Here is a 20,057-nt window from a genome sequence, read left to right as displayed (position 1 = left end):
GGGTATTGACGTTGGGTGGGGTGATTGTTTCCGAGCGTTGGACCACCGTGTTAGGCCGCAAGGTCAGCGTTGCCTGATTTGCCGCCATCGCTGGCAAGCCAGCTCCCACAGGTTTTCGGTTGCTTACAGAAATCACATCCGACACAAAACCTGTGGGAGCGTGGCTTGCCCGCGATGAACGATAACGCGATCTAAAGCCCGGCCGCTTTCAGCCGCGCCGCATGCTCCAAAAACAAACGTATCGGCTCGGCGCCCTTGCCGACCAATCCCAGTGACTGATTGACGATGTCGAAGTGATCCAGCGGAAAATCGTCGCCAATCACCGTTCCCAGGTGCGAGCTGTAGCGGCCGACCATTCCGTCGCAATGTCCGGCTTCGCGCACGAAGGTTTTGGCGAACAACCGGCAACTGCGGTTGGTGCCATCGAACAGGTTGCGCCCGCGATCGGTCTTGCCCGGTTGCAGGGTCCCGGACCAGGAGTAGTAACGCACCCCGTTCACTTCTTCTGGGCCGTGCCCGCCCCATGTCTCGGGCAGGCCCTGTGGATAACGCTGATTGAACAGCGCGACGCCTTCTGTGGTAAGTGAATGGTGCGATCCATGAACGTCCACCGGCAACTTCGGCCCGTGATAACCGGTATCGAGCAGACACATCAAGGCATTGATCACTCGCAACAACCAGCTCAGCAAGCGGCCCTTGAGGCTGTCATGGGCATAGTGCCGGTGCAGGTAATCGGCCAGCTCCGAACCATGGTTCGGGCCCGCGACCGAAGTGACCGAGGCGACCAGGTCCGGACGTTTGGCCGCCGCGTATCGGGCGGTCAGCGAGCCCTGGCTGTGGCCGATCAGGTTGACCTTGTCGGCCCCGGTCTCGCGCAGAATCTCTTCGATCCGCGCCAGCAATTGCTCACCACGTACCTCGTTGGAATTGAGCGGCGACACCTGCACCGCGAACACCACGGCACCACCACGACGCAGCGCCTCGACGATGCCGTACCAGTACGGGTAGAGCACCAGACGGATAAACCCGAGCATTCCCGGGACCAGCACCATTGGATAACGCGGGGCAGAACCTTGCGACATGGGCGGACATCCTTGTGATCGAGAGGTGACGCAAGGCGTGATGCAAGACACCCGCCAAGCATCGCCAGCGAACATGACAACTCGACGACCAGTCTATGACATCCCGCCTACTTCAGCCCCGCCACTCCCGCCACGATCAGCCCCACCGACAGCAACTTGACCGCGGTCAGGCTTTCACCCAGCAACACAAACCCGAGAAACACCGTGCCCAGCGAACCAATGGCAGTCCAGATCGGGTAAGCGATGCTCACCGGCAACTCACGCATGGCCAGGGTCAGGAAGTAGATCCCGGCCACCGCCGCCACCACGGTGATCAGCGATGGCCAGAGCCGGGTGAAGCCCTCGGCGTACTTCATGCCCATGGCGAACGTGACTTCGAACCCGGCGGCGATCAGTAAAAACAGCCAGGCCATCTAGAACTCCCTGGCCAGCGCCAGCAAGCGCTGTTCGGCCTCGGCGGCGGACACCGCGAAGGTCCGCGCCTCGGACTCCTCGCCCTCGGCGGCGACCACGGTGACGTCGGTGATGCCAATGAATCCCAACACTGTGCGCAGCAACGTGTCGGCGTGGTTCATGGCTTCCAGCTCACCGCCAGGGCCAAAACCGAAGCCGCCACGGCTGCTGATGATCAGCGCCTTTTTGCCCTGCACCAAGGGTTCGTATTGAGCCACGCCATTGTCCAGCGTGTGATTGAAGGTCAGGCCGAGCCGCACGATCTGATCGATCCATGCCTTGAGGCCGCTAGGCACGCTGAAGTTGTGCATCGGTGTAGAAATCACCAGCACATCGTGGCCGAGCAACTCCCCGACCAGTTCATCGCTGAACGCCAGATCCGCCTGCATCGACAAGGGGCGGGCCTCGGGCTCGGGATAAAACGCCGCAGCCACGAATGCTTCGTTGACCGGCGGAATCAACGCCCGACCCACTTCCCGGCGAGTCAATTGCACCTGCGGATTGCGCGCCTGCAACGCCGAAAGAAACACCTCGGCCAATCGCCGCGAGTGCGAACGTTCACCCCGTGGGCTGGCATGCACTGCAAGAATTTTACTCATCTGAATCTCCTCAAGGTCTAGACTGAAAACACAAGTGGCTGCAGATTGACGCTGACCGCCTCAGTCATTCAAATGAGCAAAAATCAGTCGGGATGAATCCATTTCATCCGTGGAGAAATCAATGTTTGCTTCGTTGCCGCTGACTGCCTTGCGCGCCTTTGAATCCGCCTCACGCCTGCTGAGCTTCAAGGCGGCCGCCGAAGAACTGTCGGTGACACCCACGGCGGTGTCCCATCAGATCCGCTCACTGGAAACCTGGCTCGGGGTGCCGCTGTTCGAGCGCCTGCCCCGCCGGGTGCGCCTGACCGAATGCGGCGAACGGCTGTTCCGCAGCCTGCACGGTGCTTTTCTCGATGTGGCACAAAGCGTCGATACCCTGCGCCCGCAACGCAGCGGAACCAGTCTGACGATCTCCACCACCGCTGCTTTCGCCGCCCTTTGGCTGGTCCCTCGCCTGGGACGTTTCTATGCCCGGCACCCGAATATCAACGTACGCCTGGACACCCATTGCGAAGTTATCGACCTGCATCAGGACGCCAGCGTCGATCTGGTGGTGCGCTACAGCCTCGAAACATATCCCCATCTTTATGGTTCATGCCTGTTCGATGAGTCCTTCGGCGTCTACGGCTCGCCAGAACAGGTGGCGCTGGCGTCAACCCGAGCACCGACGCTGATCAGCGTGCATTGGCACAACTCCAAGCTCTATGCCCATGGCTGGGAGGCCTGGTGCGCGCAGTCCGGCGAAACCTGGCTGGCCGGCCAACCCGCCGTGCGCGAATACGACGAAGAGCATTACGCTCTGCAAGCGGCCATCGCCGGGCAGGGCCTGGTGTTGGCGAGCAATATCCTGGTGTCGGAAAGTGTGGCCAGCGGATTGTTGCTGGCTTATCGCGGTGATGTGCAAGTGGATGGCGCCGGTTACAGCGCGTTATGCGTGCCGGGACGCGAGCGGCATCCACCGGTGCGGGCGTTTTTTGCGTGGTTGAGGGAGGAGGCGCTGGCGTCTGGGCATGCCTTGGCATGAAGACCGGACGCAGTCACTGCAAATCCGCCATTGCGAGCAGGCTCGCTCCGGCAGGGGAGCTGCTCGCGACGAGGCCTTGCAGGCACCCGATTATTTTGTCGGTTTGACGGTCACCGGCGCCTTGCCCGATTTCATCTGCTCCAGCAACGGCGCGCACTGATTCGGCTCGCCGCCACTCGGTGCCACCAACGCCAGCAGCCCCGCTGCGGGTGCAGCAATCACCCCCAACGCCACCATCCCGGCCCCGCGCAACATCAACGGCACTGCTTTCACACCTGCATCCGGCTTGATGAACTTGCCACGCACGTACAGCGGCGAACGCAACGAAATCAAACGCCAGCCCTTGGACTCCGGCGTGATGGTCAAGTCCAGTTGCTCAGTGGCCATGTTCGCTGTGCCATCGATATAGATGATCGCGTTCTCGGTATCGAAGACGAACAGGCGCGTGGTCGCCAGACCATTCTTGATGTCGAAGTCAGAGGCTGCGCAGTTGATCTTCACTTCCTTGTCACCGAAGATTTTGCCGACCACGTAGTTACCGACGTTCAACCCCGCCAACTCCATCAATTCGCGGCTGATGGCGCCATCGTTGATCAGCATTTTCAAGTTGCCGTTGGCACTGCCCAACAACGCGGCCACCGAATTGCCGCGACCGGTGATGTCGGCATCGCCATTGAGCTCGCCGAAACTGGTTTTCATCGGCTCGAAGGTCGGGAACAACTGCTTGAGCTTGAAACCGCGAGCAGTGATTTTCGCCCGCCCTTCCAATGGCTCGGTGTGACCATTCAGACGAATCTGCGCCTCCAGGTTACCGCCAGCCACACCGAAGCGCAGCGGTTCGAGACTGAGCACGCCATCGGTCAGCACCAAGTGCGTGTAGAGATCGTTGAAGGGCAGTTTTTCGCTATGAACGATGCGTTTGCCGGTGAACTCGACGTCGGCATCCATATCGCGCCAGCGGTCGGTCTTGAACGCTTCGACCGGCAGCACTTTGTCCGCCGGCTGTTTGCTGTCACCGCCACGGGCTTTCTGCTTGGCATTGGAGTCGGCACCGATCAGTGGGGCCAGGTCAGCAAACAGCAGTTGGTTAGACAGCAACGAGCCGCTGAGCTTTGGTCGTGGCTGACCCGCGACGTAAGTCAAATCGCCGTGGATGTCACTTTCGCCAATCTTGCCGTTGAATGCTTCATAACGGAACACCGCCCCGCCAGGCTCATGCAACTTGGCGATCAAGTGGCCGTCAGTGGCGTACGGCGGCGTATCCGGCAAGGTAACGCCGGTCAACGGGTAGAGATTACCCAGGCTGGTGCCGGCCAGTTTGAGCTGCAAGTCCAGAGCGCCCAGGCTCATCGGATCGGTCAGGGTGCCGGCCAGTTCGACGCTGGTATCGCCGATTTTCGCCTGTGCCTGAAGTGGAAATGGCCTGGTCGCATCCTGCAGCGCCAGCAGACCACCGATCTTGCCTTGACCGGCGAGTGCCTGGCCGTGGTATTGGCCTTTGACCTTCAGGCCAAACGCGTAGTCCATCGGCGTGGCGCCCCGCTGCGAAGCGTTTTTCGCGGCTTTGTCACCGACGATGTCACTGAAGGGAATCGGCTTGCCCAACGGGTCGATCAACAAGTCGAGCTGCGTCTTCAGGTTTTGATCGTCGAGAGTGACATGGCCCTTGTCGAAGCCTATGGCACCGATATCAACGACCCACGGGGAAGGTTCGGCGTTCGGGTCCTTGGGGTCGAACTTGAACACCCAGTTGGCACGCCCGTCGGCCAGGCGCTGCAGTTTGGCATTGGGTTCAGTGAGATCGATGCGCGGGATGACCACACGCTGCCCCAGCAAGGCCAACGGCGAGATGCGCAGCTCAACCCGTTTGAGACTGGCCATCTGCGGCGTTTTCGACCAGTCCGGGTTGCCAAGAGTCAGGTCTTCAGCCACGACATGCGGCCACGGCACCCAGGCCCGCCAGCCGCCTTCGTCGAGCTCGCGACGCCAGATCACCGCCAGGTTGCCGTTGATGGCGAATGGACGATGCAACTCTTCGGAGACTTTGGCGTTGAGGGGGGGCTTGATCCGGTTCCAGTCGAAAAACACGATGATCAGCACCAGCACAGCCAGTAATACAACGAGACTGGCCAGGGACCAGGTGAGAATTCTACGGGTGCGCGTCATTGCACAAAGCTCCTGATACGACTGAACGCCCCGACGGCGACGCCCATGAGAAACGCCGGGCCAAAACCGACCCGCTATGGAATCTACGACTGAAAAACGCTCGGCAGGTTTAATCGAATAACCGATTTTGCCGCAACCACCCCTTCACTTGCGCTCTCTTCTCGCCCTCAGCGTTACCGGGCCCGCACTTTTGCGCGGCGTGAGTGAGTCGAAAATACCCACCGCGGTGCAAAAGCACCGCCCGCAAAGCCCCGGTCTACAAGGCCTGCAGAGAACAATCAATTCCGTTGATTATTACCATTGCGTTTATGAACTTTTATATCGACTTATCGAGAGTAGCATTGCCCTCGTACCCAATTTATTGCCCTCCTACGGAGCACCTCATCATGAAACGCCAATTGCTACTCAGTCTTACCCTCTCCATGCTGGCCAGTACGGCTTTCGCCCTGCCAGCCGCTGAACAGGCTACTCCACAAGCCAAAGATCACCACTCGGTATTCAGCCAGACTGTCGCTGCCGATGGTTCTGACCGCACGCCGGGCCAAACTCTGGCTGAAGGCGGTAACGATCGCCTGAAAGAAAAAAACCTGATCACTGAAGACGGCTACGACCAAACCCCACAAGGTCAAACGGTTGCCGCTGACGGTTCCGACCGCACGCCGGGCCAAACCCTTGCAGCCGATGGTTCCGACCGCACTCCAGGCCAAACCCTCGCCGCTGACGGCTCCGATCGCACTCCTGGCCAAACCCTCGCCGCTGACGGCTCCGATCGCACTCCTGGCCAAACACTGGCCGAAGGTGGTGGTGATCGTGTGATCGAACGCAACAGCACTATGAGCTAAGCCCCATGGCCGCCCTGAAAAAAAGCCCAATCAGCGGATTGGGCTTTTGACTGTCTGGATATTGCGTTTGTAACAGCCGAATTCTTCCCCGCTCGATCTCCCTATCCTCGTTCGACGCCAGCGAAGCCGATTTGCTAGAGTGCGCCGCTGTCTACTTCAGAAAACACCCTTGCGATGCTGCCCCGCGCCGAACAGAAACAACAAACCCGCAACGCCCTGATGGACGCTGCTCGCCATTTGATGGAAGGCGGCCGAGGATTCGGCAGCCTGAGCCTGCGTGAAGTGGCGAAAACCGCCGGGATCGTGCCCACCGGTTTCTACCGGCATTTCGCCGACATGGACGAACTGGGCCTGGTGCTGGTCAGCGAGGTTGGCCAGACTTTCCGCGAAACCATTCGCCTGGTACGGCACAACGAGTTTGTCATGGGCGGCATCATCGATGCGTCGGTGCGGATCTTTCTCGATGTGGTGTCAGCCAATCGTTCGCAGTTCCTGTTTCTCGCCCGCGAACAATATGGCGGCTCGTTGCCGGTGCGCCAGGCCATCGGCCGCTTGCGCGAAGACATCAGCTCCGACCTGGCCGCCGACCTGTCGCTGATGCCCAAGCTGCAACACCTGGACATCGCCGGGTTGAGCGTCATGGCCGACCTGATCGTCAAAAGCGTGTTTGCCACATTGCCCGACATCATCGACCCGCCGGCCGAGGCGCTGCCTGAACACTTGACGCCCCAGGCGAAGATCACCCAGCAGCTGCGCTTCATCTTTATCGGCCTCAAGCACTGGCAAGGGCTCGGCAGCACGGAGTAAACCTGCTGCCCATCGGAGAACGATCATTGGAAGACCTCAACTCCCTCTACTACTTCACCCAAGTGGTCGAGCACGGTGGCTTCGCCCCGGCCGGGCGGGCGCTGGACATGCCCAAATCCAAGCTCAGCCGGCGCATTGCCGACCTTGAGGAGCGCCTGGGTGTACGCCTGTTGCACCGCACCAGCCGCCACTGCTCGCTGACCGAGGTCGGCCAGGCCTATTACCAGCGCTGCCTGGCCATGCGCGTGGAAGCCGAAGGTGCCGCCGAGATCATCGAACGTAACCGCAGCGAACCCCGCGGGCTGGTGCGCATCAGTTGCCCGACCACCCTGCTGAACTTCTGGGTCGGGCCGATGCTGTCGCGCTTCATGCTCAAGTATCCGCAGGTGGAACTGTTCATCGAGAGCACCAACCGTCGCGTCGATCTGCTGCATGAAGGCATCGACGTCGCCCTGCGCGTGCGCTTTCCGCCACTGGAAAACACCGACATGGTGATGAAAGTGCTGGGCAACAGCACCCAGTGCCTGGTTGGCCACCCGAGGTACCTCGAACAACTGCCGCCAGGTTTCGACCCAAAGGTGCTCAGCCAATTGCCGAGCGTGCATTGGGGCAGTGTGCAGCGTGAATATCAATGGGAGCTGATCCAGGGTGAGGACATGAGCCACAGCATTGTCATCCCCCACACGCCGCGCATGGTCACCGACGACCTGTTCGCCCTGCGTCACTTTGTGGTGGCCGGCGTGGGTATTGCTCACTTGCCACGGGTGGCAGTGCGCGAGGACCTGGCCGAAGGCCGGCTGGTGGAATTGTTGCCGGGCTGGCATCCGCGTTGCGGCATTGTGCATGCGATCTTCCCGTCGCGACGCGGGCTGCTGCCGTCGGTGCGCTCGCTGATCGACCATCTGGCCGAGGAGTTCAGCGTCAGCGACATGGCGTAAAACCCTCTGCGGCGTGCCCCCGGCCTATCAGCCAATCGACGTGAAAAAAGGGGACCCTTATCGGTCCCCGTTACCATCAGAACGCAAAGCAGGAACAGCCCAACGCTCCCCAAAAACCCTGGTAGTCGTTGACCGGCACACTCGAGTGCCGGGCCCGTTCATGGCTGTGCGCGTGCACCCCGCAAGGCCCTACACACTGATGTGCCGCCAATGCAAGCGACGGCGTACCCGCGCGCCAGTGCCCTGGCACCTTGGCCACCGGCGACCACTCGGGCAGTACCGGTACCTGCGCAGGTCCCAGCTTGTCGAATTCGCCAGCGCCGTACACCACCTTGCCGTCGACGATGGTCAACACCGACTCGATGCCCTTGATCGCTTCTTCGTCGACACTGAAGAAATCCAGCGACAAGGCCGCCAGGTCCGCCATCTGGCCGACCTTGATCTGGCCTTTCTTGCCCTGCTCGCTGGAGAACCAGGCGCTGCCGTGGGTGAACAGTTGCAGCGCGGTTTCGCGACTCAGGCCTTCCGGATAAAGCGCCATGCCGCCAACGGTCTTGCCGCTGACCAGCCAGTACAGCGACGTCCACGGGTTGTAGCTCGACACTCGGGTGGCATCGGTGCCGGCGCCTACCGGGATGCCTTCGGCGAGCATGCGCTGGATCGGTGGGGTTTTCTCGGCAGCCTTGGCGCCGTAGCGATCGACAAAGTACTCGCCCTGGAAGGCCATGCGGTCCTGGATCGCGATACCACCGCCCAGCGCGCGCACCCGCTCGATGTTCTGCGAGCTGATGGTTTCGGCGTGGTCGAAAAACCACGGCAGGCCATTGAACGGAATGTCGCGGTTGACCTTCTCGAACACATCGAGCATGCGCGAAATCGATTCGTTGTAGGTGGCATGCAGGCGGAACGGCCAGCGCTGCTCAACCAGATGGCGCACCACCGGCTCCAGTTCCTGCTCCATGGTTTGCGGCAGATCGGGCCGCGGCTCCAGGAAGTCTTCGAAGTCGGCTGCCGAGAACACCAGCATTTCGCCGGCGCCGTTGTGACGCAAAAAATCAGTGCCGTCGCCCGGCTTGACCTTCGCGGTCCAGTTCTTGAAGTCGGCGAGTTCTTCCTTGGGCTTCTGGGTGAACAGGTTGTAGGCGATGCGTACGGTCAACTGGCCCCTGTCGGCCAGTTCCTGGATGACCTGGTAGTCGTCCGGATAGTTCTGGTAGCCACCGCCGGCGTCAATGGCGCTGGTCAGGCCGAGGCGGTTGAGTTCGCGCATGAACTGGCGGGTCGAATTGACCTGGTACTCCAATGGTAGCTTCGGCCCCTTGGCCAGGGTGGCGTAGAGGATCATCGCGTTGGGGCGCGCGATCAGCAGGCCGGTCGGTTCGCCGAACTTGTTGCGCTGGATCTCGCCACCGGGCGGGTTCGGCGTGTCCTTGGTGTAGCCCACGGCCTTGAGCGCAGCGCGATTGAGCAGTGCGCGGTCGTAAAGGTGCAGCAGGAACACCGGGGTATCGGGCGCAGCCTGATTGATTTCTTCCAGGGTCGGCATGCGTTTTTCGGCGAACTGGAATTCGTTCCAGCCACCCACCACGCGCACCCACTGCGGCGTCGGTGTACGGGCGGCCTGATCCTTGAGCAGGCGCAGGGCGTCGGCCACCGAGGGCACGCCTTCCCAACGCAGCTCCAGATTGTAGTTGAGGCCGCCGCGAATCAGGTGCAGGTGGGAGTCGTTCAGACCCGGGATGACCGGACGCCCCTTGAGGTCGATGATTTGCGTGGCCGAGCTTTTGTGGGCCATGGCCTCGCCATCCGTACCGACGGCAATGAAGCGGCCGTCCTTGATGGCGACCGCCGTTGCCATCGGCTTCTCACGGTCCACCGTGTGCAGTTTGCCGTTGAACAGGATGAGGTCGGCGGTCATCGAGCCTGCCTGACTGGACGCGTAGGCGGAACCCGAGCTGGAAAATGGCAGGGCGGACCAGAGCGCTCCGGCAGCACCGAGAATGGTGCTGTTGGCCAGGAACTGGCGGCGGCTCTTGTCGTTGGAGTCTTGGGGCATGATGTTCTCCATCTGGATGCGGCAGCGGTGGGCACGACTGCGAAGCATGCCGGGCAATGCTCGTCAGGAATTGGATGGATGTGCGGCGCGACAGCACACCGCCCGGGACAACGATAGTCGGTGTCCCGGGCGGCAGCGGATTACTTGGCGCTATTGAAGGCGTTGTAGCTGGTCATCAGGTTGCGGTAGTCCGGGATGTGGTTGGAGCACAGCGCGGCCAGGCCTTCGATATCGTTGCGCCAGTCGCGGTGCAGCTCACAGGCCACGCCGAACCAGGTCATCAGTTGTGCACCGGCCTGGCTCATGCGGTCATGCGCGGCATCGCGGGTCATCTGGTTGAACGTACCGGAGGCGTCGGTGACCACAAACACGTCGAACTCTTCTTCCAGCGCAGCCAGGGCCGGGAACGCTACGCAGACTTCGGTCACGACACCGGCGATGATCAGCTGTTTCTTGCCGGTGGCCTTCACGGCCTTGACGAAATCTTCGTTGTCCCAGGCGTTGATCTGACCAGGGCGGGCAATGTAAGGAGCATCCGGGAACAGTGCTTTCAGCTCAGGCACCAGCGGGCCGTTGGGGCCTTGCTCGAAGCTGGTGGTGAGGATGGTTGGCAGGTTGAAGAACTTGGCCAGGTCAGCCAGGGCCAACACGTTGTTCTTGAACGCATCCGGCTCGATGTCGCGGACCAGCGACAGCAGGCCTGCCTGGTGGTCGACCAGCAGTACAGCAGCGTCGTCTTTGTTCAGGCGGTTGTATTTGAATTTGGTCATGGCTGTAGCTCCTAAGGTTTCGCTTTCAGTAGTGGGTTGTGTTTCGCGTTGATGGGAGAAGATTAAAACCATGACGTTTTGCGCGGTAGACAGTGAAAATTGTCCTTAGCGTTCTATTTTGTGAACGATAGACGGACAGGCTTTGTTTTCGCCACAAAACGGTGCCGCACTGCCGTGTCACGCCCCAAGACGATGCATAGCACTCGACACATCCGAATCAATCCCACGTTTCCGACAGTCATTTCCTACACATCCTCTGATTGGCAAGGCCCTTGCTCTGACCTCGCTACTGTCAATTGCTGGAAGCTTTCCGATGCTGGTGATTCATCGCAGAATCGACCCTCAACCCATTTGGGCCGCCGAGTTGCACCTGACGTTCGAAGCCCGGAGCAAAAGCCGCCTGCGCTGTTTCAGTGCCGAGGGTGAAGACGTCGGCTTGTTTCTGGAGCGCGGGCAATCGCCGCTGTACGATGGCGAATGTCTCCAGGCCGAAGACGGGCGCATCGTTCGTGTCTGTGCCCGCCCCGAACAACTGCTGCACGTGACCTGCGCCAATGCCTTCGAACTGACTCGCGCCGCGTATCACCTGGGCAATCGCCACGTTGCCCTGCAAGTCGGTGACGGCTGGCTGCGCCTGCTCGACGATTACGTGCTCAAGGCCATGCTCGAGCAACTGGGCGCCCATGCCGAAAACATCGAAGCACCGTTCCAGCCGGAACACGGTGCCTACGGCGGCGGCCATCACCATTCGCGCCACGGCGATGAAGATTTCAATTACCCCCCCAAGCTCCATCAGTTCGGCGTGCGCCTGTGAACCCCGCCTGGGCATTGCTGCGCCTGGCCAGTCCGCAATTGCCGATCGGCGGCTACAGCTATTCCCAAGGTCTGGAAATGGCAGTGGAGAACGGCCGTGTCCATGACCCGGACAGCGCGCGGCGCTGGATAAGCGATCAACTGCTGCTCAATCTCGCCCGTTTCGAGGCGCCGCTGTTGCTCGCCCATTGCGTTGCCGCCGCCGAGGAAAACTGGAGCGAATTGCTGCAACGTTGTGAAGAACACCGCGCCAGCCGGGAAACCCGCGAACTGCATCAGGAAAGCCGGCAGATGGGTTACTCCCTGCAACAACTGCTCACCGGCCTGCCGGAGCTCGATGCAGCGGCCCGCGCCTTTCTGCAGCAACGCCCCGAGCCGCACCTGGCCCTGGGCTGGGCGCTGGCCGCCCGCGCCTGGCGGATCAGCCCGCAGGATGCGCTGGCCGCCTGGCTCTGGAGCTGGCTTGAGAATCAATTGGCGGTGCTGATGAAAACCCTGCCGCTGGGCCAGCAAGCCGCCCAGCGCCTGACCAGCGAACTGCTGCCGCTGCTGCAACAAGCCCAGCAGAGCGCCAGCCAGATCAACCCCGAACACTATGGCAGCGCCGCGTTTGGCCTGTCCCTGGCCTGTATGGCCCATGAACGGCAGTACAGCCGTCTGTTCCGTTCCTAGGGCCTGTTACTTTGGAGAACTACATGAACACTCAACCTCTGCGCGTAGGCATTGGCGGCCCGGTCGGTTCCGGCAAAACCGCCCTGACCCTAGCCCTGTGCCTGGCCCTTCGCGACCGTTACAACCTGGCCGTCGTGACCAACGACATCTATACCCGCGAAGACGCTGATTTTCTGGTACGCAATGAAGCGCTGGCACCGGAACGCATCATTGGCGTGGAGACCGGCGGTTGCCCACATACGGCCATTCGCGAAGACGCCTCGATCAACCTCGAAGCCGTGGATCAACTCAACCGCCGCTTTCCGGGCCTGGACCTGATTCTCGTGGAGTCCGGTGGCGACAATCTATCGGCCACTTTCAGCCCGGAACTGTCGGACCTGACCATCTACGTGATCGACGTTTCCGCAGGCGACAAACTGCCACGCAAAGGCGGGCCGGGCATCTGCAAATCCGATCTGCTGGTGATCAACAAGATCGACCTGGCGCCCCTGGTGGGCGCATCGCTGACCCTGATGGACAGCGACACTACACGCATGCGCAACGGCAAACCGTTTGTCTTCAGCAACCAGAAAACCGGCCAGGGCCTGGAAGACATCATTGCCTTCATTGAGCGCCAAGGCTTGCTGACCGCCGCCTGATCAAGATTTATTCACAAGGAAGCTTCCATGACACTCAAACGCATTTTGGCCGCCGCGGCCCTGTTGCTGACCCCTGCCCTCGCTTTTGCCCACCCGGGGCACGGCGACAATGGCTTGATCGCCGGTATCAGTCACCCGATCGGCGGCCTCGATCACTTGCTGGCAATGCTCGCGGTCGGCCTTTGGGCGGCACAACAAAAAGGCGCGGCGCGCTGGGCGCTGCCCTGCACTTTCGTCGCGACCATGCTGATCGGTGGCCTGCTGGGTTTTGAAGGGCTGAACCTGCCGGCACTGGAAAGCGGGATTGCCGCGTCGGTCCTGGCGCTGGGCCTGGCCGTAGCGCTGGCGGTGCGTCCACCGTTGAGCCTGGCGATAGTTGCCACGGCATTGTTTGCCTTGTTCCATGGCGTGGCCCATGGCCTGGAACTGCCGGACATGTCCAGCCCGTGGGCGTATGCCGCCGGGTTCGTTGCGGCAACCGCTGCCTTGCATGCGGCGGGTTATGCGCTGGTGCGGGTATCGCCGCAAGCTGCTGCACCGTTGGTGCGACTGGCGGGTGCAGCTTCGGCGGCGACTGGGGTCTGGTTGTTGGCGGGCTGAATTTCTGGCGTTTGTCAGCCTCATCGCGGGCAAGCCATGCTCCTACAGGTCCTGTGTTGATCGTTCCCACGCTCTGCGTGGGAACGATCGATAGAGTTTGCACTTAACCTGTGGGAGCTGGCTTGCCAGCGATGGCGGTCGGAAAGACACCACATCTCTCAGGCCTGCTACCATGTCGCGCAACCAAACCTGCCGTGACGACGCCAGCCAATGCCGCATGTTCCCCGCTCTGCCTCCCACCCTGAATTGACCGCCCTGTTCGCCTCGGTGCAACAGCACTTTGAAGGTGTGATCGTGCCACTTTGGCAAGGTCCCGGCTGGAATGCCGACATGGCGTTGCCGTATGAAGCACTGGACGCCGCGCATCATCCGTTGCCTGCACAACGCTATCGAGCCATGGCCTGTGCACGCCAGTTGTATCTGTTTGCCAGCCTGATCGGCCAGGTACCGGCCGCCGAAGAGCGCGCGGCGGCGCTGTTTCGTTCCTTGCAACGACACTTTCACGACGCCGAGCACGGCGGCTGGTTCTACAGCATCGATCCGCAGGGTGCACCGCTGGATCAGCGCAAAGACCTCTACACCCACGCCTTCATCCTGTTCGCCTGTGCCCATTATTGGGACAAGGTCCGCGAACCGTTGGTGGAATCTGTACTCAACGCCGCGCTGGAAGTCATCGCCCGGCGCTTTTCCACAGGCGACGGCTTGTACGAAGCCAGCCTCGATAGAGACTGGTCGTCGCTCGGCAGCGGCCCCCTGCAAAACCCGTTGATGCACTTGGCCGAAGCCTTCCTCGCGACGTTGTCGGTGCGCGAAGACATTGCCGTGCAGCGCGCGCTCATCGAGTTATGCACAGCCATGCAGAAACGCTTCGTCGACCCGCAACACGGCGTATTGATGGAGAAACCGCTGGGAACTGTGGATAACTGGTTCGAGCCGGGGCATCAGTTCGAATGGTATTTCTTGCTGGAGTCTTCAGTGCTGCTGCGCGAATCGAAACTGCATGCCTCACTGGAACGCGCCTTTGCCTTTACCGAGCAACTGGGCGTGGATCAATCCTGCGGCGCGATACGCGCCATGCTCGACCTCGGACCTGACGGCGGCTCGCGAGATGCAACCCAGCGTATCTGGGCTCAGGCTGAATACCTGCGGGCATTGACACTGCGACCGCACAGCGAAGCCACGGTGTTGCGCCAATTGCAGGCGCTGCAACAGCATTTTCTGCATGCCGGTGGCTGGCACGAATGCCGCGACGAACACGGCGAAGTCAGCCGTCGGGACATGCCGTCGACCACGCCTTATCATCTGGCAACCTGTTATCGCGGGCTTGCCGATTATCTTCGCTGATGTTTGGTCGCAATCGCGGGCAAGCCCGCGATTGGCCGTCACTCGCTCTTAAGCCTTGCCACCACTGCGATCAATCGCAAAACCGGCCCATGCCTGGCTGACCGGCATCAGTTCCAGGCTGTTGATGTTGATGTGCGCCGGCGCATTGAGGACCCAGAAAATGGTGTCGGCAATGTCTTGCGGCTGGATCGGCTCGGCACCAGCGTAAGTCGCGTTGTAACGCTCCTGATCACCGGCAAAACGCACCAGCGAAAACTCGCTCTCGCACAGGCCCGGCTCGATATTGCTGACCCGCACGCCTGTGCCCTGCAAATCGCAGCGCAGGTTCAGGGAGAACTGTTTAACGAAGGCCTTGGTTGCGCCGTACACGTGGCTGCCCGGATACGGATAGTTGCCGGCGACGGAACCCAGGTTGACGATGCCGGCACCACGACCGTGGGCGATCAGGCGCGGCAACAGCAAGCGGGTGCTGTACATCAAGCCTTTGACGTTGGTGTCGACCATCGTGTCCCAGTCGTCGAGATCGCACTTGGGAGCCGGATCGACGCCCAGCGCCAGGCCGGCGTTGTTGATCAGCCCGCGCAGTTTGGCGAAGGACGGCGGCAGGTTGGCAATGGCTTGTTCCATCGCCTGGCGATCCCGTACATCAAGCACCAGGCCATGCACTTCAGTCTGCTTCGACAACTCGGCGCACAGCGCATTGAGGCGTTCTTCACGACGACCGGTCAGCACCAGTTTCCAGCCCGCCTCGGCAAAACGACGGGCACAGGCTTCACCAAAACCGGAAGTCGCGCCGGTAATAAACAGGGTGTTGGACATCGTGTTCTCCTTGCTTCGGCTGTCGGTCAGCCATGGGAATAGACAATCAACGGGCAGCATGCCCGGCCTTGCTCACACGGGCAACCACCGCGAGCCTGTTCAAAAAATGAACTAATCGCGCAACGCCTTACCCTCCGTGGCTTGCAGCCATGTGCCCGCACGTTATCCACAGGCCGGTCCACAGTCTTTGGGGGCAAGTGGAAAAGCTGCAAGCCGCTATCCACAAGGCTTAGCGCGGGGTTTTGAAACTTTTTTGCTTGACCCTCAAGCGCCTGCTGTGTAGCCCATCGCCATTTTCATGACTGACAGGTCAAACCAACGATGGCGCCAAGCCAGCAACCACGGCCTTCAGCCGAGTCTTTCCAGAGTTTAGTCACAGACTTATCCACAGGCTTGTGCACACCCGATTCGCTGATTTTCACTGCCAACAAAAAGGTTGACAAAGTGCTCTTTCAGCCAAGTAAAAACCACTGATCAAAAAACAACCACACCTCTGCACGCCACGGTTTCAAAGGCCTTCAGCCAGCTACTCCCACGTTATTCACAGCCAGCTCCACAGTAATCGGGGACAAGTCAAAACCGTGACAAAACAACTATTTGCAGCGGCTTTATGTCGCGGTTTGGGAGCTCTTGAATATTGTTTTCCACAATTTCCCGGAGGCACGCCAAAAACCCTGTGGGAGCGAGCTTGCTCGCGATAGCGGTTTGTCAGTCAACATCAATATTGGCTGATAGATTGCTATCGCGAGCAAGCTCGCTCCCACAGGGTTTAGTGGTGTTTGGGAGATGTAAAAAAGCCCCGGCGATTGCGCGCCGGGGCTGTGCATAACGAAGCCGACTCAGTGCCCACCAAGATAGGCGTTACGCACATCCTCGTTGACCAGCAACTCCTTGCCAGTGCCGGTCATGCGGATTTCGCCGTTGACCATCACGTAAGCCCGGTCCGACAACCGCAGGGCATGGTTGGCGTTCTGCTCGACCAGGAAGATGGTCATGCCGGTTTGCGCCAGTTCCCGCAGGGTGGCGAAAATCTGCTTCACCACAATGGGTGCCAGGCCGAGGCTGGGCTCATCGAGCAACAGCAATTTCGGCCGACTCATCAGCGCACGGGCGATGGCGAGCATTTGCTGTTCACCGCCGGACATGGTCATTGCGCGCTGGGTGCGCCGTTCTTCAAGTCGCGGAAACAACTTGAACATGCGTTGCATGTCCTCCTTGGCGTACTTGTCACCAATCGGAATGGTGCCCATCAGCAGGTTTTCCTCGACGGTCATGTCGGGGAACACCCGCCGCCCTTCCGGCGACTGTGCAATGCCGTTGGAGGCGATGTAGTGCGACGACTTGTGGGTAATGTTCACGCCTTGGTAGAGGATCTGCCCGTCCGCCGCGCGCGGCTGACCGAAGATCGACATCAGCAGGGTCGACTTGCCCGCGCCGTTGGAGCCGATGAGGCTGACGGTTTCCCCTTCGTTGATATGCAGCGAGACTTTCTTCAGGGCCTGGATCGGCCCGTAAAACACGTCCAGTTCCTTGAGTTCGAGGATGGGTTGGGTCATACCACTTCCTCTTCGTCGGCGCCCAGGTAGGCGGCAATCACTTTCGGATCGTTGCGGATGTCGTCGGGACCGCCCTCGGCGATCACGATGCCGTGGTCCAGCACCACGATGTGGTCGGAAATACTCATAACCATGCCCATGTCGTGTTCGATCAGCACCACGGTCAGATCGTGCTCGTCGCGCAGCAGCCGGATCATCGCGCTCAGCGCTTCGGTTTCCTGAGGGTTGAGGCCAGCGGCCGGTTCGTCGAGGCAGATGATCTGCGGACGGGTACACATGGCCCGGGCGATTTCCAGACGGCGTTGCTGGCCGTAGGACAGTTCACCGGCCAGGCGGTTGGCGCAGTCCACCAGGTCCACCACTTCCAGCCAGTAGAACGCGTGGTCCAGCGCATCGCTTTCGGCCTTGCGATAGCCCTTGGTGTTGAGAATGCCAGCCAGCATGCTGCGGTTGACCCACATGTGCTGGGCCACCAGCAGGTTTTCCAGCACCGACATTTCCTTGAACAGGCGAATGTTCTGGAACGTGCGCGCCAGCCCGGCACGGTTCACCAGGTGCGTGCCGCCGAACATCTTGTAGCGCAGCCGGGTGATGAAGTTTTTAGGCGAGACGAAATCGGTCGGTTTGAACGATTCGCCGAGCAACTGGATGACGTTGGTCCTTTCGCCACGCACATTGAGTTCGATCTTGCCGCCGGAAGCCTTGTAGAACCCGGTCAGGCAGTTGAACACCGTGGTCTTGCCGGCGCCATTGGGACCGATCAGGGCGAAGATCGAATTGCGTTTGACCTGCAGGCTGACATCGTTCAACGCCTTGATGCCGCCGAAGTGCATCATCAGCTTTTCGACACTGAGTACGACTTCGCTCATGGCGCTACTCCTTTACGCGGGGTCACACCGGTGCGGCTGATCCGAATCAGGCCACGCGGTCGCCAGATCATCATCAACACCATCAGGATGCCGAACAACAGCACGCGGTACTCGGCGAAGCCACGCAGCAGTTCCGGGGCGACAGTCAGCACGAAGGCAGCAATCACCACACCAATGGTCGAGCCCATGCCACCCAGTACCACGATGGCGAGGATCAGGGCCGATTCGAAGAACGTGAACGAGGTCGGGTTGACGAAGCCCTGATAAGTGGCAAAAAACACGCCCGCCAGACCTGCCGTCGATGCACCGATGGTGAACGCCGAGAGCTTGACCAGAACGTGGTTCAGACCCATGGAGCGGCAGGCGATCTCGTCTTCGCGCAGCGCTTCCCAGGCACGACCGACCGGCATCTTCACCAGGCGATGCTTGATGTACAGCACAGCCAGCACCACCAGGAACAACACTGCGTAGATGAAGTAGTACTTCACGTCCGGGTTATAGGCGATGCCGAAGAACTCATGGAACGGTACACCACCGTCCTTCGCCCGCTTGCCGAATTCCAGGCCGAAGAAAGTCGGCAGTGGTGCCGGCATGCCATTCGGACCGCCAGTCAGCGACAGCCAGTTATTGAGGACCAGGCGGATGATTTCACCGAAGCCCAGGGTCACGATTGCCAGATAGTCACCGTGCAGACGCAGCACCGGGAAACCGAGGATGCAACCGGCCAGCCCCGCCGTGATCGCCGCCAGCGGCAGCACCGTCCAGAAGCCCAGCCCGAGATATTGATAACCGAGTGCCAGACCATAGGCGCCGATGGCGTAGAACGCCACATAACCGAGGTCGAGCAAGCCGGCCAGGCCGACCACGATGTTCAGCCCCAGGCCCAGCAGCACGTAGATCAGCCCGAGGATGACCACGCCCAGCAGGTAGGAGTTGGAGAAAAACGGGAATACCACGGCGATGACGATTACCAGCGGAATGATCCAGCGCAACCGCGATTTGTAGTCAGGCGCCAATACATGGACGCCGGAGCCGGTTGTTTCAAAACCTTCAAGGATTCTCAAGCCCTTGGGGGTTTGCAGGAACAAGCTCAGGGCGAAACGACCGGCCATGACAATGGCGACGATCCATGCCACCCGGGTGGTTTCCATGTTGAAGCCGTAGCCATCGAGCACAACGCCGACAATCGGCCCGAACACGATCAGGGCAATGAGGCCGGCAAGAATCGCGTCAACCAGACTTTTTTTGATATCAATGGTTTTTTTAGTGGTTGAAGACATCGCTTACACCTTCGACACAAGAGGACGGCCGAGCAGGCCTTGGGGCCGAAAGACCAGAACGAGAACCAGCAGCGAGAAGCTGAATACGTCTTTGTAGTCCGAGTTCACCAGGCCGGAAAACAGCGACTCGGAAATCCCCAGGATGATCCCGCCGAGCATGGCGCCAGGCAGCGAGCCAATCCCGCCGAGCACCGCAGCGGTGAACGCCTTGATCCCGATGATGAAGCCGGCATAGAAGTCGAAAGTGCCGTAGTTCATGGTGATCAGCACGCCGGCCAGGGCCGCCATCGCTGCACCGATGATGAATACGTAGGAAATCACCCGGTCGGTGTTGATCCCGAGGATCGAAGCCATCTTGCGGTCTTGCTGGGTTGCACGGCACATGCGGCCGAGCTTGGTGTACTTGATGATGTAGGTCAGCGCAGCCATGCCGACAAACGCGGCAACCAGAATGAACACCTTGGTGTAGGTCAACTGCACGAAACCGCTACCGACCTCGACACGCCAGGCCCCTGTGAGCAACGTGGGAACGCCTTGTTGCTTGGCGCCCTGGGCGATCTGGGCGTAGTTTTGCAGGATCAGCGAAATACCGATGGCGCTGATCAGTGGTGCCAGTCGGGTGGAATTACGCAGGGGTTTGTAGGCGACACGCTCGATGACCCAGCCATACACCGCCGTGACGACGATGGTGAAGATCAGCGTGCCGAGCATCAGCAGCGGGAAGGATTC

General features: G+C 60.5%; 20 protein-coding genes. 9 read left to right on the top strand and 11 right to left on the bottom strand.

Going from position 1 to position 20,057, the window contains the following annotated elements; all coding sequences use genetic code 11:
- Positions 1-191 precede the first annotated feature (191 nt).
- The 3 genes from D8U69_RS13440 to D8U69_RS13430 all read right to left on the bottom strand — a co-directional run bounded on the left by D8U69_RS13440 (position 192) and on the right by D8U69_RS13430 (position 2,134).
- Positions 192-1,082, bottom strand: a complete 891-nt coding sequence (locus D8U69_RS13440) for a triacylglycerol lipase (RefSeq protein WP_056852417.1) — start codon at positions 1,080-1,082, stop codon at positions 192-194.
- 107 nt (positions 1,083-1,189) lie between these two features.
- Entirely contained in the window at positions 1,190-1,495 is a 306-nt protein-coding gene (locus D8U69_RS13435; protein ID WP_056852416.1) for a multidrug efflux SMR transporter, read from the bottom strand.
- Entirely contained in the window at positions 1,496-2,134 is a 639-nt protein-coding gene (locus D8U69_RS13430; RefSeq protein ID WP_130903989.1) for an NAD(P)H-dependent oxidoreductase, read from the bottom strand.
- Between the two features lie 109 nt (positions 2,135-2,243).
- Here D8U69_RS13430 and D8U69_RS13425 point away from each other — a divergent pair, with 109 nt between their 5' ends.
- Positions 2,244-3,158 (top strand): LysR substrate-binding domain-containing protein, encoded by a 915-nt coding sequence (locus D8U69_RS13425; RefSeq protein ID WP_162250566.1) that lies wholly within the window; start codon positions 2,244-2,246, stop codon positions 3,156-3,158.
- 90 nt (positions 3,159-3,248) lie between these two features.
- On the opposite strand, the gene D8U69_RS13420 is transcribed toward D8U69_RS13425, so the two are convergent.
- Positions 3,249-5,324, bottom strand: coding sequence for an AsmA family protein (locus D8U69_RS13420; protein WP_130907479.1), 2,076 nt, complete (start codon positions 5,322-5,324; stop codon positions 3,249-3,251).
- 386 nt (positions 5,325-5,710) lie between these two features.
- On the opposite strand from D8U69_RS13420, the gene D8U69_RS13415 reads away from it, so the two are divergent.
- The 3 genes from D8U69_RS13415 (at position 5,711) to D8U69_RS13405 (ending at position 7,911) form a co-directional block, all read left to right on the top strand.
- Positions 5,711-6,166, top strand: coding sequence for a hypothetical protein (locus D8U69_RS13415; RefSeq protein WP_056852412.1), 456 nt, complete (start codon positions 5,711-5,713; stop codon positions 6,164-6,166).
- A 174-nt stretch (positions 6,167-6,340) separates the two neighbouring features.
- Positions 6,341-6,973, top strand: coding sequence for a TetR family transcriptional regulator (locus tag D8U69_RS13410; RefSeq protein ID WP_056852411.1), 633 nt, complete (start codon positions 6,341-6,343; stop codon positions 6,971-6,973).
- Positions 6,974-6,999: 26 nt separating this feature from the next.
- The gene (locus D8U69_RS13405) at positions 7,000-7,911 is read left to right on the top strand and encodes a LysR substrate-binding domain-containing protein (RefSeq protein WP_056852410.1); all 912 of its coding nucleotides are present in this window, start codon (positions 7,000-7,002) and stop codon (positions 7,909-7,911) included.
- Positions 7,912-7,987: 76 nt separating this feature from the next.
- Here the strand turns inward: D8U69_RS13405 and D8U69_RS13400 are convergent, their stop codons facing one another.
- Both D8U69_RS13400 and ycaC read right to left on the bottom strand, forming a co-directional pair.
- The gene (locus tag D8U69_RS13400; RefSeq protein WP_130907478.1) at positions 7,988-9,967 is read right to left on the bottom strand and encodes an amidohydrolase; all 1,980 of its coding nucleotides are present in this window, start codon (positions 9,965-9,967) and stop codon (positions 7,988-7,990) included.
- Between the two features lie 140 nt (positions 9,968-10,107).
- Positions 10,108-10,737 (bottom strand): isochorismate family cysteine hydrolase YcaC, encoded by a 630-nt coding sequence (gene ycaC, locus D8U69_RS13395; protein ID WP_056852408.1) that lies wholly within the window; start codon positions 10,735-10,737, stop codon positions 10,108-10,110.
- Between the two features lie 313 nt (positions 10,738-11,050).
- On the opposite strand from ycaC, the gene ureE reads away from it, so the two are divergent.
- The 5 genes from ureE (at position 11,051) to D8U69_RS13370 (ending at position 14,804) form a co-directional block, all read left to right on the top strand.
- The gene (gene ureE / locus D8U69_RS13390; protein WP_130907477.1) at positions 11,051-11,551 is read left to right on the top strand and encodes an urease accessory protein UreE; all 501 of its coding nucleotides are present in this window, start codon (positions 11,051-11,053) and stop codon (positions 11,549-11,551) included.
- The gene (locus D8U69_RS13385; RefSeq protein ID WP_056852406.1) at positions 11,548-12,222 is read left to right on the top strand and encodes an urease accessory protein UreF; all 675 of its coding nucleotides are present in this window, start codon (positions 11,548-11,550) and stop codon (positions 12,220-12,222) included. The genes ureE and D8U69_RS13385 overlap by 4 nt, the downstream gene beginning before the upstream one ends.
- A gap of 23 nt (positions 12,223-12,245) precedes the next feature.
- Positions 12,246-12,860 carry an urease accessory protein UreG gene (gene ureG, locus D8U69_RS13380; protein ID WP_056852405.1) on the top strand — a complete coding sequence of 205 codons (615 nt, stop codon included), beginning with the start codon at positions 12,246-12,248 and terminating at the stop codon, positions 12,858-12,860.
- Positions 12,861-12,887: 27 nt separating this feature from the next.
- Entirely contained in the window at positions 12,888-13,460 is a 573-nt protein-coding gene (locus D8U69_RS13375) for a HupE/UreJ family protein (RefSeq protein WP_130907476.1), read from the top strand.
- A 210-nt stretch (positions 13,461-13,670) separates the two neighbouring features.
- Positions 13,671-14,804: an AGE family epimerase/isomerase gene (locus D8U69_RS13370; RefSeq protein WP_130907475.1), complete on the top strand. Its 1,134-nt coding sequence runs from the start codon at positions 13,671-13,673 to the stop codon at positions 14,802-14,804.
- Between the two features lie 48 nt (positions 14,805-14,852).
- Here D8U69_RS13370 and D8U69_RS13365 read toward each other — a convergent pair whose 3' ends face one another.
- The 5 genes from D8U69_RS13365 to D8U69_RS13335 form a co-directional block, all read right to left on the bottom strand.
- Positions 14,853-15,623 (bottom strand): SDR family oxidoreductase, encoded by a 771-nt coding sequence (locus D8U69_RS13365; protein ID WP_056852402.1) that lies wholly within the window; start codon positions 15,621-15,623, stop codon positions 14,853-14,855.
- Positions 15,624-16,462: 839 nt separating this feature from the next.
- Entirely contained in the window at positions 16,463-17,179 is a 717-nt protein-coding gene (locus tag D8U69_RS13350) for an ABC transporter ATP-binding protein (protein WP_056852401.1), read from the bottom strand.
- Positions 17,176-18,048 carry an ATP-binding cassette domain-containing protein gene (locus D8U69_RS13345; protein ID WP_056852400.1) on the bottom strand — a complete coding sequence of 291 codons (873 nt, stop codon included), beginning with the start codon at positions 18,046-18,048 and terminating at the stop codon, positions 17,176-17,178. The genes D8U69_RS13350 and D8U69_RS13345 overlap by 4 nt, the downstream gene beginning before the upstream one ends.
- Positions 18,045-19,328: a high-affinity branched-chain amino acid ABC transporter permease LivM gene (livM, locus tag D8U69_RS13340; protein WP_056852399.1), complete on the bottom strand. Its 1,284-nt coding sequence runs from the start codon at positions 19,326-19,328 to the stop codon at positions 18,045-18,047. Before livM ends, D8U69_RS13345 begins: the two co-directional genes overlap by 4 nt.
- A gap of 3 nt (positions 19,329-19,331) precedes the next feature.
- On the bottom strand, positions 19,332-20,057 hold a 726-nt coding region (locus tag D8U69_RS13335; RefSeq protein ID WP_130907473.1), incomplete at its 5' end, for a branched-chain amino acid ABC transporter permease LivH.

Origin of the sequence: Pseudomonas sp. Sample_16 (assembly GCF_004307665.1) — a bacterium.
In the GTDB taxonomy this organism is placed as follows: domain Bacteria; phylum Pseudomonadota; class Gammaproteobacteria; order Pseudomonadales; family Pseudomonadaceae; genus Aquipseudomonas.
The sequence above is the reverse complement of the archived record's forward strand: the minus strand, read 5'-3'. Positions and strand labels throughout refer to the sequence as shown.

Excerpts from the sequence above, each read along its gene's own strand:
- D8U69_RS13440 (WP_056852417.1), bottom strand. The coding sequence starts at position 1,082 with ATGTCGCAAGGTTCTGCCCCGCGTTATCCAATGGTGCTGGTCCCGGGA.
- D8U69_RS13435 (WP_056852416.1), bottom strand. The coding sequence starts at position 1,495 with ATGGCCTGGCTGTTTTTACTGATCGCCGCCGGGTTCGAAGTCACGTTC.
- D8U69_RS13430 (WP_130903989.1), bottom strand. The coding sequence starts at position 2,134 with ATGAGTAAAATTCTTGCAGTGCATGCCAGCCCACGGGGTGAACGTTCG.
- D8U69_RS13420 (WP_130907479.1), bottom strand. The coding sequence starts at position 5,324 with ATGACGCGCACCCGTAGAATTCTCACCTGGTCCCTGGCCAGTCTCGTT.
- D8U69_RS13415 (WP_056852412.1), top strand. The coding sequence starts at position 5,711 with ATGAAACGCCAATTGCTACTCAGTCTTACCCTCTCCATGCTGGCCAGT.
- D8U69_RS13410 (WP_056852411.1), top strand. The coding sequence starts at position 6,341 with ATGCTGCCCCGCGCCGAACAGAAACAACAAACCCGCAACGCCCTGATG.
- D8U69_RS13400 (WP_130907478.1), bottom strand. The coding sequence starts at position 9,967 with ATGCCCCAAGACTCCAACGACAAGAGCCGCCGCCAGTTCCTGGCCAAC.
- ycaC (WP_056852408.1), bottom strand. The coding sequence starts at position 10,737 with ATGACCAAATTCAAATACAACCGCCTGAACAAAGACGACGCTGCTGTA.
- ureE (WP_130907477.1), top strand. The coding sequence starts at position 11,051 with ATGCTGGTGATTCATCGCAGAATCGACCCTCAACCCATTTGGGCCGCC.
- ureG (WP_056852405.1), top strand. The coding sequence starts at position 12,246 with ATGAACACTCAACCTCTGCGCGTAGGCATTGGCGGCCCGGTCGGTTCC.
- D8U69_RS13375 (WP_130907476.1), top strand. The coding sequence starts at position 12,888 with ATGACACTCAAACGCATTTTGGCCGCCGCGGCCCTGTTGCTGACCCCT.
- D8U69_RS13370 (WP_130907475.1), top strand. The coding sequence starts at position 13,671 with ATGCCGCATGTTCCCCGCTCTGCCTCCCACCCTGAATTGACCGCCCTG.
- D8U69_RS13365 (WP_056852402.1), bottom strand. The coding sequence starts at position 15,623 with ATGTCCAACACCCTGTTTATTACCGGCGCGACTTCCGGTTTTGGTGAA.
- D8U69_RS13350 (WP_056852401.1), bottom strand. The coding sequence starts at position 17,179 with ATGACCCAACCCATCCTCGAACTCAAGGAACTGGACGTGTTTTACGGG.
- D8U69_RS13345 (WP_056852400.1), bottom strand. The coding sequence starts at position 18,048 with ATGAGCGAAGTCGTACTCAGTGTCGAAAAGCTGATGATGCACTTCGGC.
- livM (WP_056852399.1), bottom strand. The coding sequence starts at position 19,328 with ATGTCTTCAACCACTAAAAAAACCATTGATATCAAAAAAAGTCTGGTT.